Below are 17,334 nucleotides of genomic sequence, written 5' to 3' on the forward strand. Positions count from 1 at the left end.
AACGGTTCGCCTCGGTGGAGTGCTTCCACTCATCACCTCTTAGCGCGAACCGTCGACTAGCCTTGCGGGGCTGTCGAACTGGAGGATCAACGTGTTGCTTGAGGAGCTCAAGCAAGGCCTGCGTATCGAGGGGCTTGTCCCGTCAGAAGTGCTCACCATCCTTGCCGTTGAGCGGCATGGTACTGATGCGTTTGAAGTCACCTACAAGTCGAGCGCTGGCCTGCTCGGACAGCAAGTTGTCTTCCGCGCGGACGAGGCAAGGCTTTGCGTCGCGCAGTCGGGAGGCCGTCCCTTGGACGCGTCGGCGTCTGACTTCAAGTTGGTTGCCGAGGCGCAGCGGATCTCGCTGGCGGGCCTGTTCGACCCGATGCTTGCGGTCGCTACGAGTGACGTGCAGCCGCTGCCGCACCAGATCCGCGCCGTGTACGGCGAGCTTCTTCCGCGCACGCCTCTCCGCTTCCTCCTTGCGGACGACCCCGGTGCCGGCAAGACCATCATGGCCGGCCTCTACATCAAGGAGCTGTTGCTCCGCGACGACGTGAAGCAGTGCCTCATCATCGCTCCCGGTGGTCTGGTCGAACAGTGGCAGGACGAGCTCTTTTTCAAGTTCGGCCTCCGATTCGACCTGCTCACCAACCAGCTCATCGACGCCCAGGCCAACTTCAACGTCTTCGAGACCAACCCGCTCCTTATCGCGCGCATGGACCAGCTCTCTCGTAACGAGCAGCTCCAGGCCCAGCTCAAGGAGACCGAGTGGGACCTGATCATCGTCGATGAAGCGCACCGCATGGGCGCGCACTACTTCGGCGGCAAGCTACTCAAGACGAAGCGCTTCCTGCTCGGTGAAATGCTCGGCCAGATCACGCGGCACCTCCTTCTCATGACAGCCACGCCTCACTCTGGCAAGGAGGAGGACTTTCAGCTGTTCCTCACTCTCCTGGACCGCGACCGGTTCGAGGGCAAGCAGAAGAAGAGCGCAGACGTCAGTGGCATCATGCGCCGCATGGTCAAGGAGGACCTCCTGACCTTCGAGGGCAAGAAGCTCTTCCCCGAGCGCGTCGCCCAGACCGTCCCGTATGAGTTGACCGCGCTCGAATATGACCTGTACGAGGACGTCACCCACTACGTCCGCGAGGGGATGAACCGCGCCGATCGAATCGGCGGCAGGCGCAAGAACACCGTCGGCTTCGCGCTCACCGTCCTCCAGCGCCGGCTCGCCTCCAGCCCCGAGGCGATCTACAAAAGCCTTGTTCGACGTTCCGAGCGCCTCGAGCGCAAGAAACTCGAGATCCAGAACGGGACCTACAGTGAGACTGAGCCCACGTTCGACATCAGTGACATCGACGAGGACGAGTTCAACGCAGAAGAGTTGGAGCAGCTTGAGGAAGACGTGATGGATGCGGCGACGGCCGCTCAGACGGTCGAGGAGCTCAACGCCGAACTCCTCGAGCTGGCGGACCTCATCAACACCGCGCGACTCGTCCGCGAAGCCGGCACCGACCGCAAGTGGTCTGAGCTGTCGGACATCCTCCAGGACAGCGCGCTCGTCACGGACAAGAACGGTTGGCCGCGGAAGTTCATTATCTTCACCGAGCACCGCGACACCCTCGATTACCTCCAGGGCAAGATCGGCTCACTCATCGGCAAGCCCGACGCCGTCCGTGCGATCCACGGTGGCGTACGTCGAGCAGAGCGCCGCCAGATCACTGAGGAGTTCACCAAGAACCGCGAGTGCCAGTTCCTGCTGGCCACCGACGCCGCCGGTGAAGGTCTCAACCTCCAGGCCGCCCACCTGATGGTCAACTACGACCTCCCATGGAACCCCAACCGCATCGAGCAGCGTTTCGGCCGCGTCCACCGCATCGGCCAGGAGGAGGTCTGCCGCCTCTGGAATCTAGTGGCCTCCAATACTCGCGAGGGGGAGGTGTTCACCCGACTCCTGGAGAAGCTCGACCAGATGCGCGAGACCTACGGAGGCAAGGTCTTCGACGTCCTGGGGGAAGCCTTCACCGACGTTCCGCTGCGCAACCTGTTGCTCGAGGCGATCCAGTATGGCGAGCGTGATGACGTGAAGGCGAAGATGCATGAGGTCATCGACGCCTCCGTTGGGGACGGACTCAAAGACCTGCTCGATGAGCGTGCCCTCGCCTCCGAGCACCTCGCCGACGCTGACCTCCACGCACTGCGCGCCGCCATGGACGAGGCGCGAGCACGCCGACTCCAACCCCACTACATCGAGCTCGCGTTCAAGGCCGCGTTCACCAAGCTGGGCGGTCGCATCGTCAAGCGCGAGCAGAGCCGCTACGAGATCGCGAACGTTCCGCAGCACATCCGCTCCGCGGGCACCGGACCAATCGCCACCAAGTACGACCGAGTCACCTTCGATCTGGCCCACGTCCAGCCAGGTGACCTGAGTCGCGCGGACCTCCTCGCACCGGGCCACCCGCTCCACGACGCCGTCATGGGAGAAGCGATCCGCAACTTCGGCGGCGCCCTCAACCACGGCACCGTCCTCGTCTCGTCAACCCTCGAGGAGCCCCAGTTGCTGGTCGGAGTTGTCGAAGAGGTCGCCGACGCCACTGGGGACTCAGTCGCGCGACGATTTGGTTACGCCTACGTCGACCACTTCGGCACTGTCAGTCCCGCCGGCCCGGCGCCGTACCTCGACTGCGTAGCCGCGCCCGCGGGCCCCATCGTGGACGCCGCCCGCGGCCTGGCCTGGCTCGGCGACGCCGAGGACAAGGCGATGAGCTGGATCATCGCCAATCGACTTCCTGAATACCTCGCGGAGGTCCAGCCGCGGCGGCTGGCGGAGCTTGAGAAGGTCCGCGACCTTGTCACGAAGCGGCTCAGCGCAGAGAGCGAGCGGCTCCTGCTGGACGCTGCGATCGCGTCGGAGAAGGAGCGGAAAGGTGAGAAGGCCAAGGAGTCTTCCGACAGCCTCAACCGCAAGGCGGTCGAACTGGACGCGCGCCTGCGCAAGCGCCTCACGTTGCTCGACCAGCAGCAGCTCATGTCGACGAAGCCGCCGCACATCGTGACCGCCGCCTTGGTGCTGCCCATCGGGATGCTCGAAGGCGAAATCCCGACTACCGCGCCGATCCACGCCAAGGAAACGAAGGAGGTCGAACGCCGCGGCGTCGACCTCGTGATGGCTCGGGAGCGGGAGCTCGGTCGGATGCCTGTCGAGCAGGCCTTTAACAATCCCGGCTTCGACATCCTGTCTACCGACCCCACAGGGGACACCTTCCGGATCGAGGTCAAAGCCCGAATCGGTGGCGCTGAGGACTTCTTCGTCACCCACAACGAGGTGATGACCGGGAAGAACGCCGTTCCGAGGTACCGGCTTGCACTCGTGAAGGTCGATCCGCGAGGCAGCCAGCACGACGAGGTCAGGTACCTCGACGACCCGTTCGCGACGACAGACCTGGGCGACTTCGAGGCCACCGGCGTCCGTGGCCACTGGGCAAAGACCTGGACGAAGGGCACGTCGCCGTTTTGATGCACGGGGTCCCCACCAATTGCTCGCGGTCCACCCAAAGCGTCGGGCGACCGGCAAGTTTCATGAATATGTCACGCGTCGCTTCAGCGGCGAGGTTCGCCCGTCATCTCGGGCACGGAGGGTCGAGGAACTAGTGCACAAGCGCAAGCTGATCGAAGTGGCTTTGCCGCTGGAGGCGATTAACCGAGAATCTGCTCGGGAGAAGTCGATCCGGCACGGCCACCCCTCGACCCTGCACCTTTGGTGGGCCCGGCGTCCATTGGCGGCCGCTCGCGCAGTGCTGTTTGCGCAGTTGGTCGATGACCCGTCCTCCCTCCCTGATGAGTTCCCCACCGAGGAGCTGCAGCGCAGGGAGCGTGAGCGACTGCACGCCATGATCGAACGATTGGTCGCGTGGGAAAACGTCCGCGACGTCAAATTGCTCGCTGAAGCGCACAAGGAGATTCTGAAATCGAGTGGTGGTGCGCCTCCCGCGATCCTTGACCCATTCGCTGGCGGCGGAACGATTCCGCTTGAGGCTCAGCGCCTCGGTCTTGAGACGTTGGCGTCGGACCTTAACCCCGTCGCTGCGCTCATCAACAAGGCACTAATTGAGATCCCGCCCAAGTTCCGCGACCGGCCACCGACCTTCCCGGGCGTAGCGGACACGCAGATCACAGAGTGGGGTGGCGCCGCGGGCCTCGCGGCGGACATCCGCGCGTATGGCGCGTGGATGTGCGACGTGGCGCGGGACCGGCTCGGCGAGATGTACCCGAAGGCATCCCTTCCAGGTGGAGGAACGGCAACAGTGATCGCCTGGGTGTGGGCACGGACGGTCGCCTGCCCTAACCCCGCTTGCGGAATCGACATGCCGCTCGCGAGGTCATGGTGGCTGAGCAAGAAGAAGGGCAAAGAGGCCTTCATCGTCCCCACTGTTGTGGGTGACCCGGCTCGACCATCCGGGATCAGGGTCAAGTTTGATGTTGGCCACGCTCTGACCCAGGCGCCCACGGATGTAACGGATGGCACGGTGGGTCGAACGGGCGGGCGTTGCGTGGCGTGTGGGACAGCCGTCCCGCTGAATTACATACGCGCCGAGGGGCGTGCGCGTCGGATGGGCGCCGAGCTGATGGCCATCGTCGCTGAGGGGAACCGCCAACGCCTCTACTTGGGTCCTACGGAGGAGCACATCGCGGCAGCCTCGATGGAGCGACCCGACGACGTTCCCGCCGGGGACCTTCCCAACAATCCCCGAGACTTCAAGACTCCGAACTACGGAATGACCAGTTGGGCCGATCTATTCACCAACCGTCAGTTGGTCGGCTTGACGACGTTCAGTGACCTTGTCGGCGAGACCCGCAAGAAGGTCATGAGTGACGGCGGTTCGTCAGAATACGCCGACGCGGTGGCGACGTACCTGGGGCTGGCCATCAGCCGGAATACCGACTACTCGTCGGCCATCTGCAGTTGGCACTCCGGACGGGACACGGCCCGCAATGTTTTCGCTCGGCAGGCCATCCCGATGGTGTGGGATTACGTCGAGTCGAACCTGCTGTCGGGGTTGTCAGGCAGCGTCGCGAGCCAATTATCGTGGGTAGCCGGTGTGGTTGCAGCCCTTGTGCCGGCGGCGCCTGGCAGAGTTGAGCAGGCAGACGCATCGACTCGTTCCTACGGCAACTATGTGATCTCCACCGATCCGCCGTACTACGACAACATCGGGTATTCCGATCTGTCGGACTACTTCTATGTGTGGCTGCGTCGGACACTGCGTGATGTGCACCCGGACTTACTCGCCACGTTGCTCGTCCCCAAGGCTGAGGAACTGGTTGCGAATCCTTATAGGCACGATGGAAAGGGCGGTGCGAAGTCATTCTTCGAGGATGGCTTCCGGAAGGTCTTCGCACGTGCTCGCGAAGCCGCCAGCGGTGAGTACCCCATCACGGTCTGGTACGCGTTCAAGCAGAGCGACGCAGACGAGAGCGGTGAAGCGTCCTCCGGCTGGGAGACCTTGCTTGAGGGGATGATCCGCGCTGGCTGGGAAATCACCTCCACGTGGCCCAATCGATCCGAGATGGGCAACCGGATGATCGCTAGCGGAAACAACGCGCTGGCCTCATCTATCGTTCTTTCCCTTCGGCCCAGGCGGGAGGGCGCATCCACTACGGATCGCCGCGGCTTCATTGCTGCACTCGAAGCCGAGTTGCCCGACGCGCTTCGTCGCCTGCAACAGGGCCAAATCGCACCGGTTGACCTACCGCAGGCGGCCATTGGCCCGGGGATGGCGGTCTTCAGTCGATACTCAGCGGTACTGGAACCGGACGGTCGCAAGATGACCGTTCGATCGGCCCTCTCCCGAATCAACGAGATCCTCGACCAAGTGTTGAACGAGCAGGAGGGAGACTTCGATGCCGCGAGCCGCTTCGCCATCGCTTGGTACCGCCAGCACGGGTACGGGACGGGGAAGTTCGGCGACGCAGACAATCTCGCCCGCGCGCGCAACACGAGTGTCGACCTGATGGATCGAGACAGCATCCTGACGTCAAGAGCGGGGACCGTGCAACTGATCAAGCCGGCGTCGCTCAGCTGGGAATACGACGTTGTCGCTGACGCACATACGAGCAACTGGGAGGCGCTCCATCACCTGATCAGGGTCATGGAGCGCGATGGCATCCGTCCTGCGGGTGACTTTCTGCGTGCTGCGCTGAGCAGGCGTGACGGCGCGGTGGACCCTGACCTTGTCAAGGAGCTCGCGCACCTGCTATTCCGTATTGCGGAGAGCAACGGGTGGACGAAAGACGCCTTGAGCTTCAACAGCCTGGTCACCTCTTGGCCCGAAATTATGGACGTGGCCAGAACCGTCACGAGCGGCTCCGCAAGCTCGCAGGGCTCCTTCGAGTTCGATGAGGACGAGTGACCGTGGGGCTCGGACCGATGCCGCCTTCTGACTCGCGATTCATGCGGCGAGTTCGGCTCCACCAAGCGTGGTACCGCACCGAGGTGCTAGGCGTCTCGGCCTACGGAACTCTCGCCGTGTCGGGTCAGCCGTGCGCCTCAGTGTTGCCAGACGCGGCGGCAGAAAGGCATTTGAACTTCGTCGGGCAAGACGCGATTGACCGGTATCTCGATCGCCGTCAGCAGGGCTGGGGTGTAGACCCGATCCGTTGCACGAAATACCTCACGTCCAGTCAGACGCTTACATTCAACATGCTTGCTCAGGCGGTTGCGCGCCCAGAGGTGTGTGCCAAGTTGTTCAACCGGTTGTTGAACCGGAGCGACTTGCAGCTGTTGGAGACTTCTGTATTTGAGTTCGCTGCTCAGGGCACTCAATACGGGCTCGGCGACAAAACACTTCTCGACATGCTTCTGCGCTTTCGCATGCGCGACGGCTCACTGCAGGTCGTCGCGTTGGAGACCAAGCTTGCCGACCGTTTCTCAACTCGTAGAACAGCGGCAACAGGTGGTGACAAGTACGTGGCTCTCGCGGGCAGGAGCGCCCTGTGGACTGATCTCGCAGCGGCCGTGAACGACAATCGCACCAGGCAGTTGACGCGCTGCCACGCGCTGGCGCAGTCAGTCCAGGAACACGACGAGAAGGCAGATAGGCACGCGGTCCTTCTGGTCTTGATACATCCCGAGGATGACGCCGGCCGTAGGTGCGTTTCTGAGTATGCCGGTCACCTTGCCTCCGAAGCGCTAGTTCTTCGCACTTGGGACGATTACTTATCGGCTGCTCGATCTACGCGAGCCCTCGAAGCCTCGATGAGCCAGGAGCTCAACCGGCGCTATGTCGATCTGGCGTGGAGCGAGCCCGCATGGCAGGCATTCGAAGAATCAGGTCCCAGTCCTTCCCGAAGGAGCGTTTGAAAATGGCATTGAGCAATCGCGACCGCATTGACCGCATGTTCCAGGTGCTGGCGCCGGCACTAGATGACTTCATCGCAACGGTCGTTGGCCAGGGAGATCCCTCGCTCGGTGCGGTTTGGACGAATCTCGTGCAGGCCAAGGACAGCAAGAGCGGGGCTGCGTCGACGAAGTCGTATGACGCCCTGGATCCGCAGGTGCAGTTCAGGATCCTGACCGAGGGCAATATCACCGCGGCGTTCAAGCCGGGCTGGTACCCGTTCAATCAGGCCATCGGACGCGCGGGCGAGACGTTTGCCCGCGAACTCCGCGAGGTGCGAAACCAGTGGGCGCACAACGGCACCTTCACCGACGACGACGCCTACCGCGCCCTCGACACCGGGGAGCGACTCCTGAAGCTGATTGGCGCGGCCAAGGAAGCCGAAGCGGTCCGCGCCATTCGGTTGAACCTACGCCGCGTGACAGCCGACAAGGACGACAAGAAGGTCCTCAAGGCAGCCGTCGACAACCCCGAGGCCGCAGGCCTGCGCCCGTGGCGCGAGGTGCTCCAGCCCCATGACGACGTCGCCACTGGCAATTTCCACGCCTCGGAGTTCGCCGCCGACCTCTACAAGGTGGCGACCGGCGGCGAGGTTGATGCCGACTACGCCGACCCGGTCGAGTTCTTCCGCCGCACCTATCTGACCGAGGGCCTTCGTGACCTCATCGGCCGCGCCGTCCGCCGCCTCGCGGGTGACGACAACGTCTCGCCGGTCATCAACTTGCAGACCAACTTCGGTGGCGGCAAGACCCACTCGATGCTCTCGCTGTGGCATGTTGCCGCGGGTCTTCCGGTTGCCAACTTTCCCCAGGAGACCCAGGAACTGCTGAGCGCGAACGGCTACTCGGCTACCAAGGTCAACCGGGTCGCCATCGTCGGCAACCACTTCAGCCCGTCCGGCGTGACGAAGGGCGACGGCACCCAGATCAACACCATCTGGGGCGAACTCGCGTGGCAGCTCGGCGGTTCCGAGGCGTACGCGGTCGTGGCGAAGGCCGACCGGGATCGCACTCACCCTGGCGATGCCCTCCACGAGCTGCTCGCCAAGTACGCGCCCGCCGTCATCCTCATCGACGAGTGGGTGGCGTACGCCCGTTCTCTGGTTGGTCGCGACGACCTTGCCGGTGGCACGTTCGACGACCAGTTCACCTTCGCTCAGTCGCTCACCGAGGCTGTTAAGGGCACCAAGGGTGTCCTGCTTGCGATATCGATCCCGGCATCGGAGACAGGAGACGCGAGCGACAAGATTGCCGTCGGCAACGCTGAGGAAGTCGGCGGTCAGAACGGACTCGAAGCGCTCAAGCGCCTGCAGAACGTTGTCCGCCGCGTCGCCGACCAGTGGCGCCCAGCCTCGTCCGACGAGGCGTATCGCATCGTCAAACAGCGCCTCTTCAAGGAGCCCGACGCAGCCTCACTCGCAGCAATCGGCGCAACCGCCAAGTCGTACGTTGAGATGTACCGGAAGTACACCGACGACTTTCCCGGAGAGGCCCGTGGCTCGGCGTACGAGGACCGGATCAAGGCGACCTATCCAGTTCACCCCGAGCTGTTCGACACTCTCTACGAGGAGTGGTCGTCCCTTGAGCGCTTCCAGCGCACCCGCGGCGTCCTGCGTCTCATGAGCACCGTCATCCATGCGTTGTGGACCGGTGAGGACGCCTCACCCATGATCATGCCGGGCTCCATCCCGCTGGCCACGTCCAATGTGAATTCTGAGCTGACTCAGTACCTCCAGGACTCTTGGAAGGCGATCATCGACGCCGATGTTGACGGCCCGAACTCAGAACCGGCGCGCATTGACAAGGAGAAGCCGCTCTTCGGTCAGCGGGCTCTGACCAAACGCCTCGCCCGCACGGTTTTCTTCGGTGCGGCCCCAACGATCGCTCCCGGATCGGTCCACAAGGGCATCGGCACTCAGCGGGTGTTCCTCGGCACCGCCATACCAGGCGATGTCCCCGGAAACTTCCACTCCGCGCTGACACAGCTCGGAGACCGTGCGACCTACTTCTACTCCGGTTCGGGCAAGTATTGGTACGACGTCCAGCCCAACATCACCCGCACCGCGAAGGATCAAGCCGAGCGACTCCACAAGGAAGACGTCTGGGCCGAGATCGTCAGACGCCTGCAAGACCAGGGCCGCAAGCGCGGTGACTTCGCAGGCGTTCACGTCTGTCCCGAGTCGAGTGCGGACATCCCCGACACCGATGAGGCGCGCCTTGTCATCCTTCACCCGAAGGTGGCGCACAAGCGTGGCGCCGAATCGGACGCCAAGGAATTCTCCCACAAGGCGACCGAGCATCGCGGAAGCTCGAACAGGACGCACCGCAACGCCATCATCTACCTCGCCCCGGACGAGGCCCGTCTTGAAGAGCTCGACAACGCTACCCGCGATTACCTCGGCTGGCAGCATGTCCTCACGAATGAGGCCGACCTCGACCTCACCCATAATCAGAAGAACCAGGCTTTGCAGCGAGCGACCCAGGCCGACCAGACGGTCACTGCGCGTCTGCTGCAGAGCTTCACGTGGGCTCTGGTTCCCGCTCAGCCGGACCCAGGGGCACCGTTCCTGATCAAGGAGACCAAGGTCGAGGGGCAGTCCGACTCGCTCGCCGAGCGGGTTTCGCGACGTCTCGGCAACGACGGCGACTTGTCGACCCGGCAGGCCGCGGCGACGATTCGCCTCGCGATTGGCAAGGTCCCGCAGATTTGGAAGGAGGGCCACGTTTCGTTGGGCTCGCTGTGGGGCTTGTACTCGCAATACCCTTACATGCCACGGCTTCGCGACCGGTCTGTACTCGACGCGGGAATCCTAGATCTGCCGTTGATCTGGCAAACGGACGCGTTTGCACTCGCGGTCGGATACGACGAGGCGGCAGGCCGCTACATCGGACTCTGGACTCCTGACGATCCGAGCGGTGCCCCTCCGGCCAGGGCGGATTCACTCTTGCTCGTTCGCCCTGATGTCGCAGCCAAGCAGCGAGATGCGGAACGTGCCATTCGGCAGGGAGATGCCGGCGGATCAGACGAGGACGCAAACGCCCCGCTGCCTCCATTTCCTCCGGCGGTAGACGTAGCTTTCCCGAAGGTAACCACACGGTTCTACGGCGTGAAAACCCTCAATACCGAGAAGATTGCGTTGGACTTCAAGAACATCGCAGACGAGGTTCTTGCGCAACTACGGGAAAATGCCAACACCGATCTCGTAGTACGCATTGAAATCGAAGCTACAGATTCGACTGGCTTCAACGAACAGACAGTCCGGGCCGTCTCGGAGAACGCTCTTACTCTACGCTTCGACCAGTCAGGGTTCGAAGAAAGCTGAGTTTGCGTGGTGATCTCCTGGCGTCGCTGCCGCGGATGGAGACTAGGAACGGTGTCTTTTTGCTGGCGCGGCAGGGGACGGGCACGTCGTGGATTATCACCTGGGAGCCGTCGGGGGCGGCCGCCTGGCCCCACATGAGCTGGGCGGCGTCGTCGGATTTTTGCACGTCGCGCGCCTCGGCGTAGGTGATGGCGAACTGGTTGGGATCACTTGGCCCACTCTGGGCGGCGTTTCGGTGCCACCGCCGCGGCCACGTGGCTAGAGTCCCGATCCATGAATGGGGAGCTGGCTGCGCTGATTGCTGTTGTCCTACATGGCAATGCGTGGCTCGCGGATCCCTCGGGGCCGCCGCCGTCGCTGGAGCGCGACAGTTCTACCCTTCGCTACGTTCAGTCGCTCACCTTCGTCCAGCCCAAGCAAGGGCTGTTCCGGCCTGAGCGGGTGTTCGAGGGCACGGGCGGGTGGCTCGCCGCCCAGCAGCGCGCGGGGGTGCAGCGCCTGTCGCTCTTCGTCCCGCCCGCGAACGCGGGCCAGCTGGCGCCGTACCTCGCGGCCGCGTTCGCCAACGGAGCGCCGCGAAGCCTGATCGCAAGCGGGAAGTCGCGGGTGCTCTGGTCGGGGCACTGGGCCACCGACGGCACCAAGGACGCCCGGGGTGCGATCTGGCGGGTGAGCCTGAGCGCGTCGGAGCTGCCCGCGACGTTCGAGCCGGCCGCTCCCTCGGTGCCCGCGGCCACGCAGGCGCTGCTGGCCACGCTGGAGGCCGCTCGGTCCTTCGCCGCCGCCAACGACCTGCAGAGCTGGGCCGACTGGTTCGCCCGGGCGATCGCCGCCGGGGAGTTAGCCCACCCGGAGATCGCCTACCACCCCGACCTTGCCCCGGACGGGTGGCTCACGCCGGAGCAGCGGCGGCTGCTCGCCGCCGCGGTGCAGGGGTGGGTCTTCGGCGGCATGGGGTCGTGGAACGACATCTGGCTCGACGATGACGCCCAGGCCGCACAGCTAGCCCAGGTGACCAAGCGGCTGTACGCGGCGGTCAACTGGGCTCTCGTCGCCGTCGCCAACGCGAGCTAGCCGGGGGCGCTCCCTGCACGACGGCGTGGCCCGCCGAGCGTGCGGTATGACAGCCGCCCGCGTCCCCTGACCACTGAGGGGCTTCAGCACTGGGCCAGTTCAGTACTGGGCCGCCACGTCGAACCCAGGTCAGGCAGTGACGGGGACCGCCTCGGCGAGGAACGCGAGCTGGTCGGCGATGACGGACTCGAACAGGGGCGGCACGTAGGGGTCGAAGTGCCCGCCCGGGTAGCTGCGGATGGTGGCGTGGGGAATCCGCCGCGCGGCGCGCAGCGCGACGCCGGTGGGGGTGATCGCGTCCTCCGTCGCCAGCTGGAACAGGACGGGGCAGGTGATCGCGCCCGCGCGCCGGCCGGGGGAGTAGAAGGGCAGCATCGTCAACACTCGGGCCACCACCGTCTGGGGGTAGTCGCCCTCGACGAGCCCGGACGCGGCGGTCAGTCGCTCGAGGGCCGGGGCCGCGTCCGGGGAGGTCATCACGGCGCGCTCGCCCGGGGTGCCGACCGACTCGAGGTAGTGGGGTGCCCTGCCAAGGAGGGCGCCGAGCTGGTCGAGGACCGCCGTCGGCAGGAGCCGCGCGGCCTGCCGCAACCCGGTGGAGCGGACGGCGGCCGGTCCGCTCACGTGGGGCACCTGGGCGATCACCGCGGCGAGTGGCTCGCCGGAGGCGGCGATGGTGAGCACGTGGCCACCGGCGAAGGACGTCCCCCAGGCCACGATCCGGGCCGGGTCCACCCGGTCCAGGCCGCGGGCGAAGAGCAGCGCGGCCCGCCAGTCGTCGAGCTGGGCCTTGATGTCCAGCAGCTGGCGGGGCTCACCGTCGCTGTCGCCGAAGTATCGGTAGTCGAACACCACCACCACGTAGCCGGCCGCGGCGAGGCGCTCGGCGTAGGCAGGCAGGCGCAGCTTGCGGGGGCTGCCGAAGCCGTGGGCCATCACGATCGCGGGGGCGGGGCCCTCACCGGCGGGCAGCCAGACATCGGCTGCGCACTGCAGCCCCGCCGAGGTGAACGATTCCGTGCGGGAGGTGGGGGCGTGCATGGTGGCTCCTCAGCGTGCAGGTCCTGGCGGCGACCAGGCTCGAAGCGGTTGGCCAGCAACCTACCCCGCTTCTTGAACACGGTTCAATACCGGCCCGAGCCGCTGGCGCCAGCGCGGCACCAGCGGCTCCCGTCGCCGAGCTCAGGCGCCGTCGTAGGAGGCTGCCACGTCGAGCACCCAGGTGATGCCGAACTTGTCGGTGAGCATCCCGTAGAGCGGGGCCCACCCGGCCGGCGCGAGCGGCACCACCACGGTGGCGTGCTCGGCCAGCTTCTTCCAGTAGGTGGTGATCTCCTCGGCGTCGCTGCCGCGGACGGAGACGAAGAACGGAGCCTCGCCCTGGCTCCACGGCACCGACGACGGCACGTCGTAGGCCATCACCTGGAAGCCGTCGGCGGAGGTGACCTGGCCCCACATGAGCTGGTCGGCCTCGTCGGGGTTCGGCACGTTGTGCGCGTCGGCGTAGGTGATGGCGACCAGGTCGCCGCCGAACACCGACTGGTAGAGCTCCAGCGCCGCTCGGGCGTCGCCGCGAAGGTTGAGGTGGGTGACGGTGCTGATGCTCATGTCGACTCCTGGGTGAGCGGTGGTTGCGGGCCTGCTGGCCTGCACTGCCCACGCTGCTCCCAATAGCGGACAGGTTGTGTCCTGTACTCGTGGCATCCTCACGTTCATGGCGACGACGTCGGCGCGGTTGCTGTCTCTGCTGTCCCTGCTGCAGACCCGCCGGGACTGGCCGGGACAGCTGCTGGCCGAGCGGCTCGACGTCAGCGAGCGGACGGTGCGCCGCGACGTGGAACGGCTGCGCGACCTCGGCTACCCCATCGGGGCGGTGAAGGGCCCGGACGGCGGCTACCGGCTGCAGGCCGGCGCCGAGCTTCCGCCGCTGCTGTTCGACGACGGACAGGCGGTGGCGCTGGCCGTGGCCCTGCGCACCGCCGCCAGCTCGGGCGCCGGCATCGGCGAGGACGCCGCACGGGCACTGGCCACGGTGCGCCAGGTGATGCCCTCGCGGCTGCGCCACCGCATTGACGCCCTGCAGGTGTCAGCGGTGGATCGGCTTAGTGCCCAGTCGGATCCGCAGGTGCTGGTGGCGCTGGCCGCGGCGGTGCGCGAGCACGAGGTGGTCCGGTTCGACTACGCCGGCGGCAGCTCAAAATCGGGTCTGGCTCGGCGCGTGGAGCCGCACCACGTGGTCACCCGGGCCGGGCGCTGGTACCTAGTGGGCTGGGACCTCGACCGCGCCGACTGGCGGGTGTTCCGCGTCGACCGCCTCACCCTGCGCACCCCCAACGGGCCCCGGTTCACCCCGCGCGAGCTGCCCGGCGGCGTCAGCGTCGACGCCTACCTCACCGGCACGCTGCGCGGGGCGAGCACGGGGGAGGAGTGGCCGTGCCAGGGGGAGGTGGTCCTGGCCCTGCCCGCCGCCGCGGTGGTGCCGTTCGCCCAGGACGGCACGGTGGAGGACCTCGGCCCCGACCGCTGCCGGCTGGTGGTGGGCTCGTGGTCGTGGGCCGGCGTCGTGGCCCTGCTCGCGCGCTACGAGGCTGACTTCGAGGTGGTCGGTCCGCCCGAGCTGCGCGTCGAGCTGCAGCGCACCGCCGAGCGGTTCAGCCGAGCCGCGGCGCAGTGACGGACCACGTCACGCCACGGTCGGGGGGTGCACGCAGAACTCGTGGCCGTCGGGGTCGGCCAGCACCACCCAGCTGATGTCGCCCTGGCCGATGTCCACCCGGGTGGCGCCGAGGGAGAGCAGGCGGTCGACCTCGGTCTGCTGGTCGCCGCCAGCCGAGGGCGCGAGGTCGAGGTGGAGGCGGTGCTTGCCGGTCTTGGGCAGCAGCGGGGGACCGCCCCAGGTGAGCTTGGGGCCGCCGTGCGGTGAGCGGATGGCGGTATCCTGGTCCTGGTCCCACACCAGCGGCCAGCCCAGCGCCGCGCTCCAGAAGTAGCCGCAGGCCTGCGAGCCGTCACCGGCGAGTGCCCCGACGAACCCGCAGTCGGCGAGGAAGCTGTTGCCGGGCCCGATGACGCAGAACTCGTTGCCCTCCGGGTCGGCGAGCACCACGTGGCCCTCCTCCGGGCGCTGACCGAGGTCGAGGTGGCGCGCGCCCAGCTCCAGCGCCCGAGCCACGGTGCGCCGCTGGTCCGCCAGGGAGGTGCTGGTGAGGTCGAGGTGCAGGTGGTTCTGGCCGACCTTCGGCTCCCGGGTGGGGATGACGTCGATTCGGAAGCCGGTGTCGTCACTGGGCAGGAGCACGGTGCCGTTCTGGGGGTCCTGCACCAGGTCCCAGCCCAGGACGCCGGCCCAGAACTGCGCAAGAGCCGGCGGGTCGTGGGCGTCGACGCAGAGGGAGATCAGCTGGCAGCTCATGCCGGACGCTCCGCCTGCGCCTGGGCGGTGCGGAACCGCGCGTCGCGCTGATAGTCGTCGTGGCGCAGCTGCAGTGCGGCCGCCACCTGTCCGGGCGCGTCGTCGCCGACCAGCAGCCGCAGCCGCTCGTCGGCCGGGTCGGCGACGTGGCGCAGGATCGCGGCTGCGGCGTCCTCAGGGGCGGTGCCACCACCGGTGCCACCGGTGGCGGGCCACGGGACCTCCGGCGTGCCGAACAGCTCGGTGCGCAGCTCGTCGTAGGCGGGCTCCGGCTGGGCGAAGCGCATGCTCCCGGTCGCCCACTCAGTGTCGATCCCGCCGAGCTCGGCGATGGTCACGCGGATGCCGAACCGGCGCACCTCCCCGGCCAGGGCCTCGCTGAAGCCCTCCAGCCCCCACTTCGCCGCGTTGTACAGCCCGAGGGTGGGCATGGTGCCGACCGCGCCGACGGTGGAGATCTGCACGACGTGGCCGCTGCCCTGCTCGCGCATCACCGGCAGCGCGGCCTGGGTGAGCCAGCGGGCGCCCAGCAGGTTGGTGTCGATGACCTGCCGGGCGTCGCTCTCGGACACCTCCTCCACCGCGCCGACCAGCCCGTGGCCGGCGTTGTTCACCAGCACGTCGAGGCGGTCGAAGCGCTCCAGGGTGTGGTCCACCGCGGCGTGCGCCCCGTCGCGGTCGCGGACGTCGAGACGGTGCACCAGCAGGCGTTCGTGCGTCGGCAGCGAGTGCTCGCCGCGGACGGTGGCCACCACGCAGTGCCCGGCCTCCAGCGCCGCGGTGGTCAGCGCCCGGCCGAGGCCGCGGCTCGCGCCGGTGACCAGCCAGACCTGTCGAGACGTCATGGCGCCACCGTAGGCCGCGGGGCGGCTGCTCACCCCGCGAGCAGCTTGGCCAGGGTGTCGGTGGCGCGGTAGCCCGCCGGCACCCCCTCCACCACCAGGGCGCGGGAGACGGAGTTGGTGGTCCGCAGGGCGAGGATCTCCTGGTAGGCCGGTGAGTGGTACCAGGCCCGGGCCGCGGCCAGCGACGGGAAGCCGATGACCACCAGGGCGCCCGTCCAGCTGCCCTCCAGGATCTCCGGTGGGCTGCCGTGCACCAGCCACTCACCGCCGAACGGCTGCAGCGTTGCCTCGATGGTCTCCAGGTAGCGCTGGATCTCCGGCCCAAAGCGGACGTCCTCCAGGAAGGCCACGGCGTAGCCGCGCGGGGTGTCGGTGGCGGGCTGGGGGTGGACGGTGTTGGTCATGATCGTTCCTCTCGATCGGACGTGCGGACGCCATCGATCGTGGGCGCGTCGGTGCGCAGGCGCCATGACCTCCGAGGTCATGGGAGGGCGGCCCGGCGGTCCTAGGCTGAGTCGCATGACCGTGGTCGGGGACGGCGTCGAGGTGGGTGGGCTGCTGCGCACCTGGCGAGAGCGGCGCCGGTACAGCCAGCAGGAGCTGTCCGACCGCTCGCGGGTGAGCACCCGCCACCTGAGCCGGGTGGAGACCGGCCGGGCACGGCCGACGTCGGAGATGGTGCTGCACCTGGCCGAGCACCTGGAGGTCCCGCTGCGCGAGCGCAACCGGCTGCTGCTTGCCGCGGGGTACGCGCCGTGCTTCCACGACCACCCGCTGGACGACGCGAGTGTCGCGGTGGTGATGGAGGGCCTGCGGCACCTGCTGGACGCGCACCTGCCGTACCCGGCGCTGCTGCTGGACACCGGCTGGGACGTGGTGGACGCCAACGCCGCCGTGGATCAGCTGCTGGTGGGCTGCGACCCGGCGCTGCTCGAGCCGCCGCTGAACGTGGTGCGACTGTGCCTGCACCCCGGGGGCTTGGCGCCGCGGATCCGCAACCTCGACCAGTGGGCGGCGCACCTGCACCAGCAGGTCAGCCACCGCGCCCAGCACACCCACGACCCGCGGCACCTCGCGCTGGTCGCGGAGATCGAGTCCTATGTGGACGGTGTGCCCAAGGTGCCGGTGAGCACCGGGCCGGTGCTCACCCTTGAGCTGCAGACCGACGCCGGGGTGCTGCGGTTCTTCAGCACCTCGGCGCAGCTGGACACCGCTACCGACGCCACCCTGGAGGGGCTGCACCTGGAGACGTTCCTGCCCGCCGACGTCGCCACCCGGCATGCGTTCGGCTGACGCACG

At 66.9% G+C, this 17,334-nt stretch carries 12 protein-coding genes; 7 read left to right on the forward strand and 5 right to left on the reverse strand.

What is annotated here, in order from left to right:
• Positions 1 to 91 precede the first annotated feature (91 nt).
• The 5 genes from AC3YNX_RS15600 (at position 92) to AC3YNX_RS15620 (ending at position 11,778) form a co-directional block, all read left to right on the forward strand.
• A complete protein-coding gene (locus tag AC3YNX_RS15600; RefSeq protein ID WP_489996055.1) occupies positions 92 to 3,502 on the forward strand; it encodes a helicase-related protein in 3,411 nt (1,136 codons plus the stop codon).
• Between the two features lie 133 nt (positions 3,503 to 3,635).
• A complete protein-coding gene (locus AC3YNX_RS15605) occupies positions 3,636 to 6,395 on the forward strand; it encodes a DUF1156 domain-containing protein (protein WP_489996056.1) in 2,760 nt (919 codons plus the stop codon).
• On the forward strand, positions 6,392 to 7,345 hold the full coding sequence (locus AC3YNX_RS15610; RefSeq protein WP_489996057.1) for a PGN_0703 family putative restriction endonuclease: 954 nt from the start codon (positions 6,392 to 6,394) through the stop codon (positions 7,343 to 7,345). Before AC3YNX_RS15605 ends, AC3YNX_RS15610 begins: the two co-directional genes overlap by 4 nt.
• Positions 7,346 to 7,347: 2 nt before the next feature.
• Positions 7,348 to 10,704, forward strand: coding sequence for a DUF499 family protein (locus AC3YNX_RS15615; RefSeq protein ID WP_489996282.1), 3,357 nt, complete (start codon positions 7,348 to 7,350; stop codon positions 10,702 to 10,704).
• 273 nt (positions 10,705 to 10,977) lie between these two features.
• Positions 10,978 to 11,778, forward strand: coding sequence for a hypothetical protein (locus AC3YNX_RS15620; RefSeq protein ID WP_489996058.1), 801 nt, complete (start codon positions 10,978 to 10,980; stop codon positions 11,776 to 11,778).
• A 129-nt stretch (positions 11,779 to 11,907) separates the two neighbouring features.
• Here AC3YNX_RS15620 and AC3YNX_RS15625 read toward each other — a convergent pair whose 3' ends face one another.
• Complete coding sequence (locus AC3YNX_RS15625) at positions 11,908 to 12,819, reverse strand: alpha/beta hydrolase (RefSeq protein WP_489996059.1); 912 nt, start codon at positions 12,817 to 12,819, stop codon at positions 11,908 to 11,910.
• A 141-nt stretch (positions 12,820 to 12,960) separates the two neighbouring features.
• Entirely contained in the window at positions 12,961 to 13,386 is a 426-nt protein-coding gene (locus tag AC3YNX_RS15630) for a VOC family protein (RefSeq protein ID WP_489996060.1), read from the reverse strand.
• Positions 13,387 to 13,492: 106 nt separating this feature from the next.
• Between AC3YNX_RS15630 and AC3YNX_RS15635 the strand changes: the two genes are divergently transcribed.
• Positions 13,493 to 14,452: a helix-turn-helix transcriptional regulator gene (locus tag AC3YNX_RS15635; RefSeq protein ID WP_489996061.1), complete on the forward strand. Its 960-nt coding sequence runs from the start codon at positions 13,493 to 13,495 to the stop codon at positions 14,450 to 14,452.
• Positions 14,453 to 14,461: 9 nt separating this feature from the next.
• Here the strand turns inward: AC3YNX_RS15635 and AC3YNX_RS15640 are convergent, their stop codons facing one another.
• Genes AC3YNX_RS15640 through AC3YNX_RS15650 form a run of 3 tightly spaced genes read right to left on the reverse strand, consistent with a single transcriptional unit; the run spans position 14,462 to position 16,439 of the window.
• Positions 14,462 to 15,190: a VOC family protein gene (locus AC3YNX_RS15640; RefSeq protein ID WP_489996062.1), complete on the reverse strand. Its 729-nt coding sequence runs from the start codon at positions 15,188 to 15,190 to the stop codon at positions 14,462 to 14,464.
• The gene (locus AC3YNX_RS15645; protein WP_489996063.1) at positions 15,187 to 16,035 is read right to left on the reverse strand and encodes an SDR family NAD(P)-dependent oxidoreductase; all 849 of its coding nucleotides are present in this window, start codon (positions 16,033 to 16,035) and stop codon (positions 15,187 to 15,189) included. Before AC3YNX_RS15645 ends, AC3YNX_RS15640 begins: the two co-directional genes overlap by 4 nt.
• Before the next feature lie 29 nt (positions 16,036 to 16,064).
• Positions 16,065 to 16,439 carry a DUF1330 domain-containing protein gene (locus tag AC3YNX_RS15650; protein ID WP_489996064.1) on the reverse strand — a complete coding sequence of 125 codons (375 nt, stop codon included), beginning with the start codon at positions 16,437 to 16,439 and terminating at the stop codon, positions 16,065 to 16,067.
• A 115-nt stretch (positions 16,440 to 16,554) separates the two neighbouring features.
• Here AC3YNX_RS15650 and AC3YNX_RS15655 point away from each other — a divergent pair, with 115 nt between their 5' ends.
• Positions 16,555 to 17,328: a helix-turn-helix domain-containing protein gene (locus AC3YNX_RS15655; protein WP_489996065.1), complete on the forward strand. Its 774-nt coding sequence runs from the start codon at positions 16,555 to 16,557 to the stop codon at positions 17,326 to 17,328.
• Positions 17,329 to 17,334: the final 6 nt, after the last annotated feature.

The organism is Rhodococcus sp. Z13_19A (assembly GCF_058133575.1).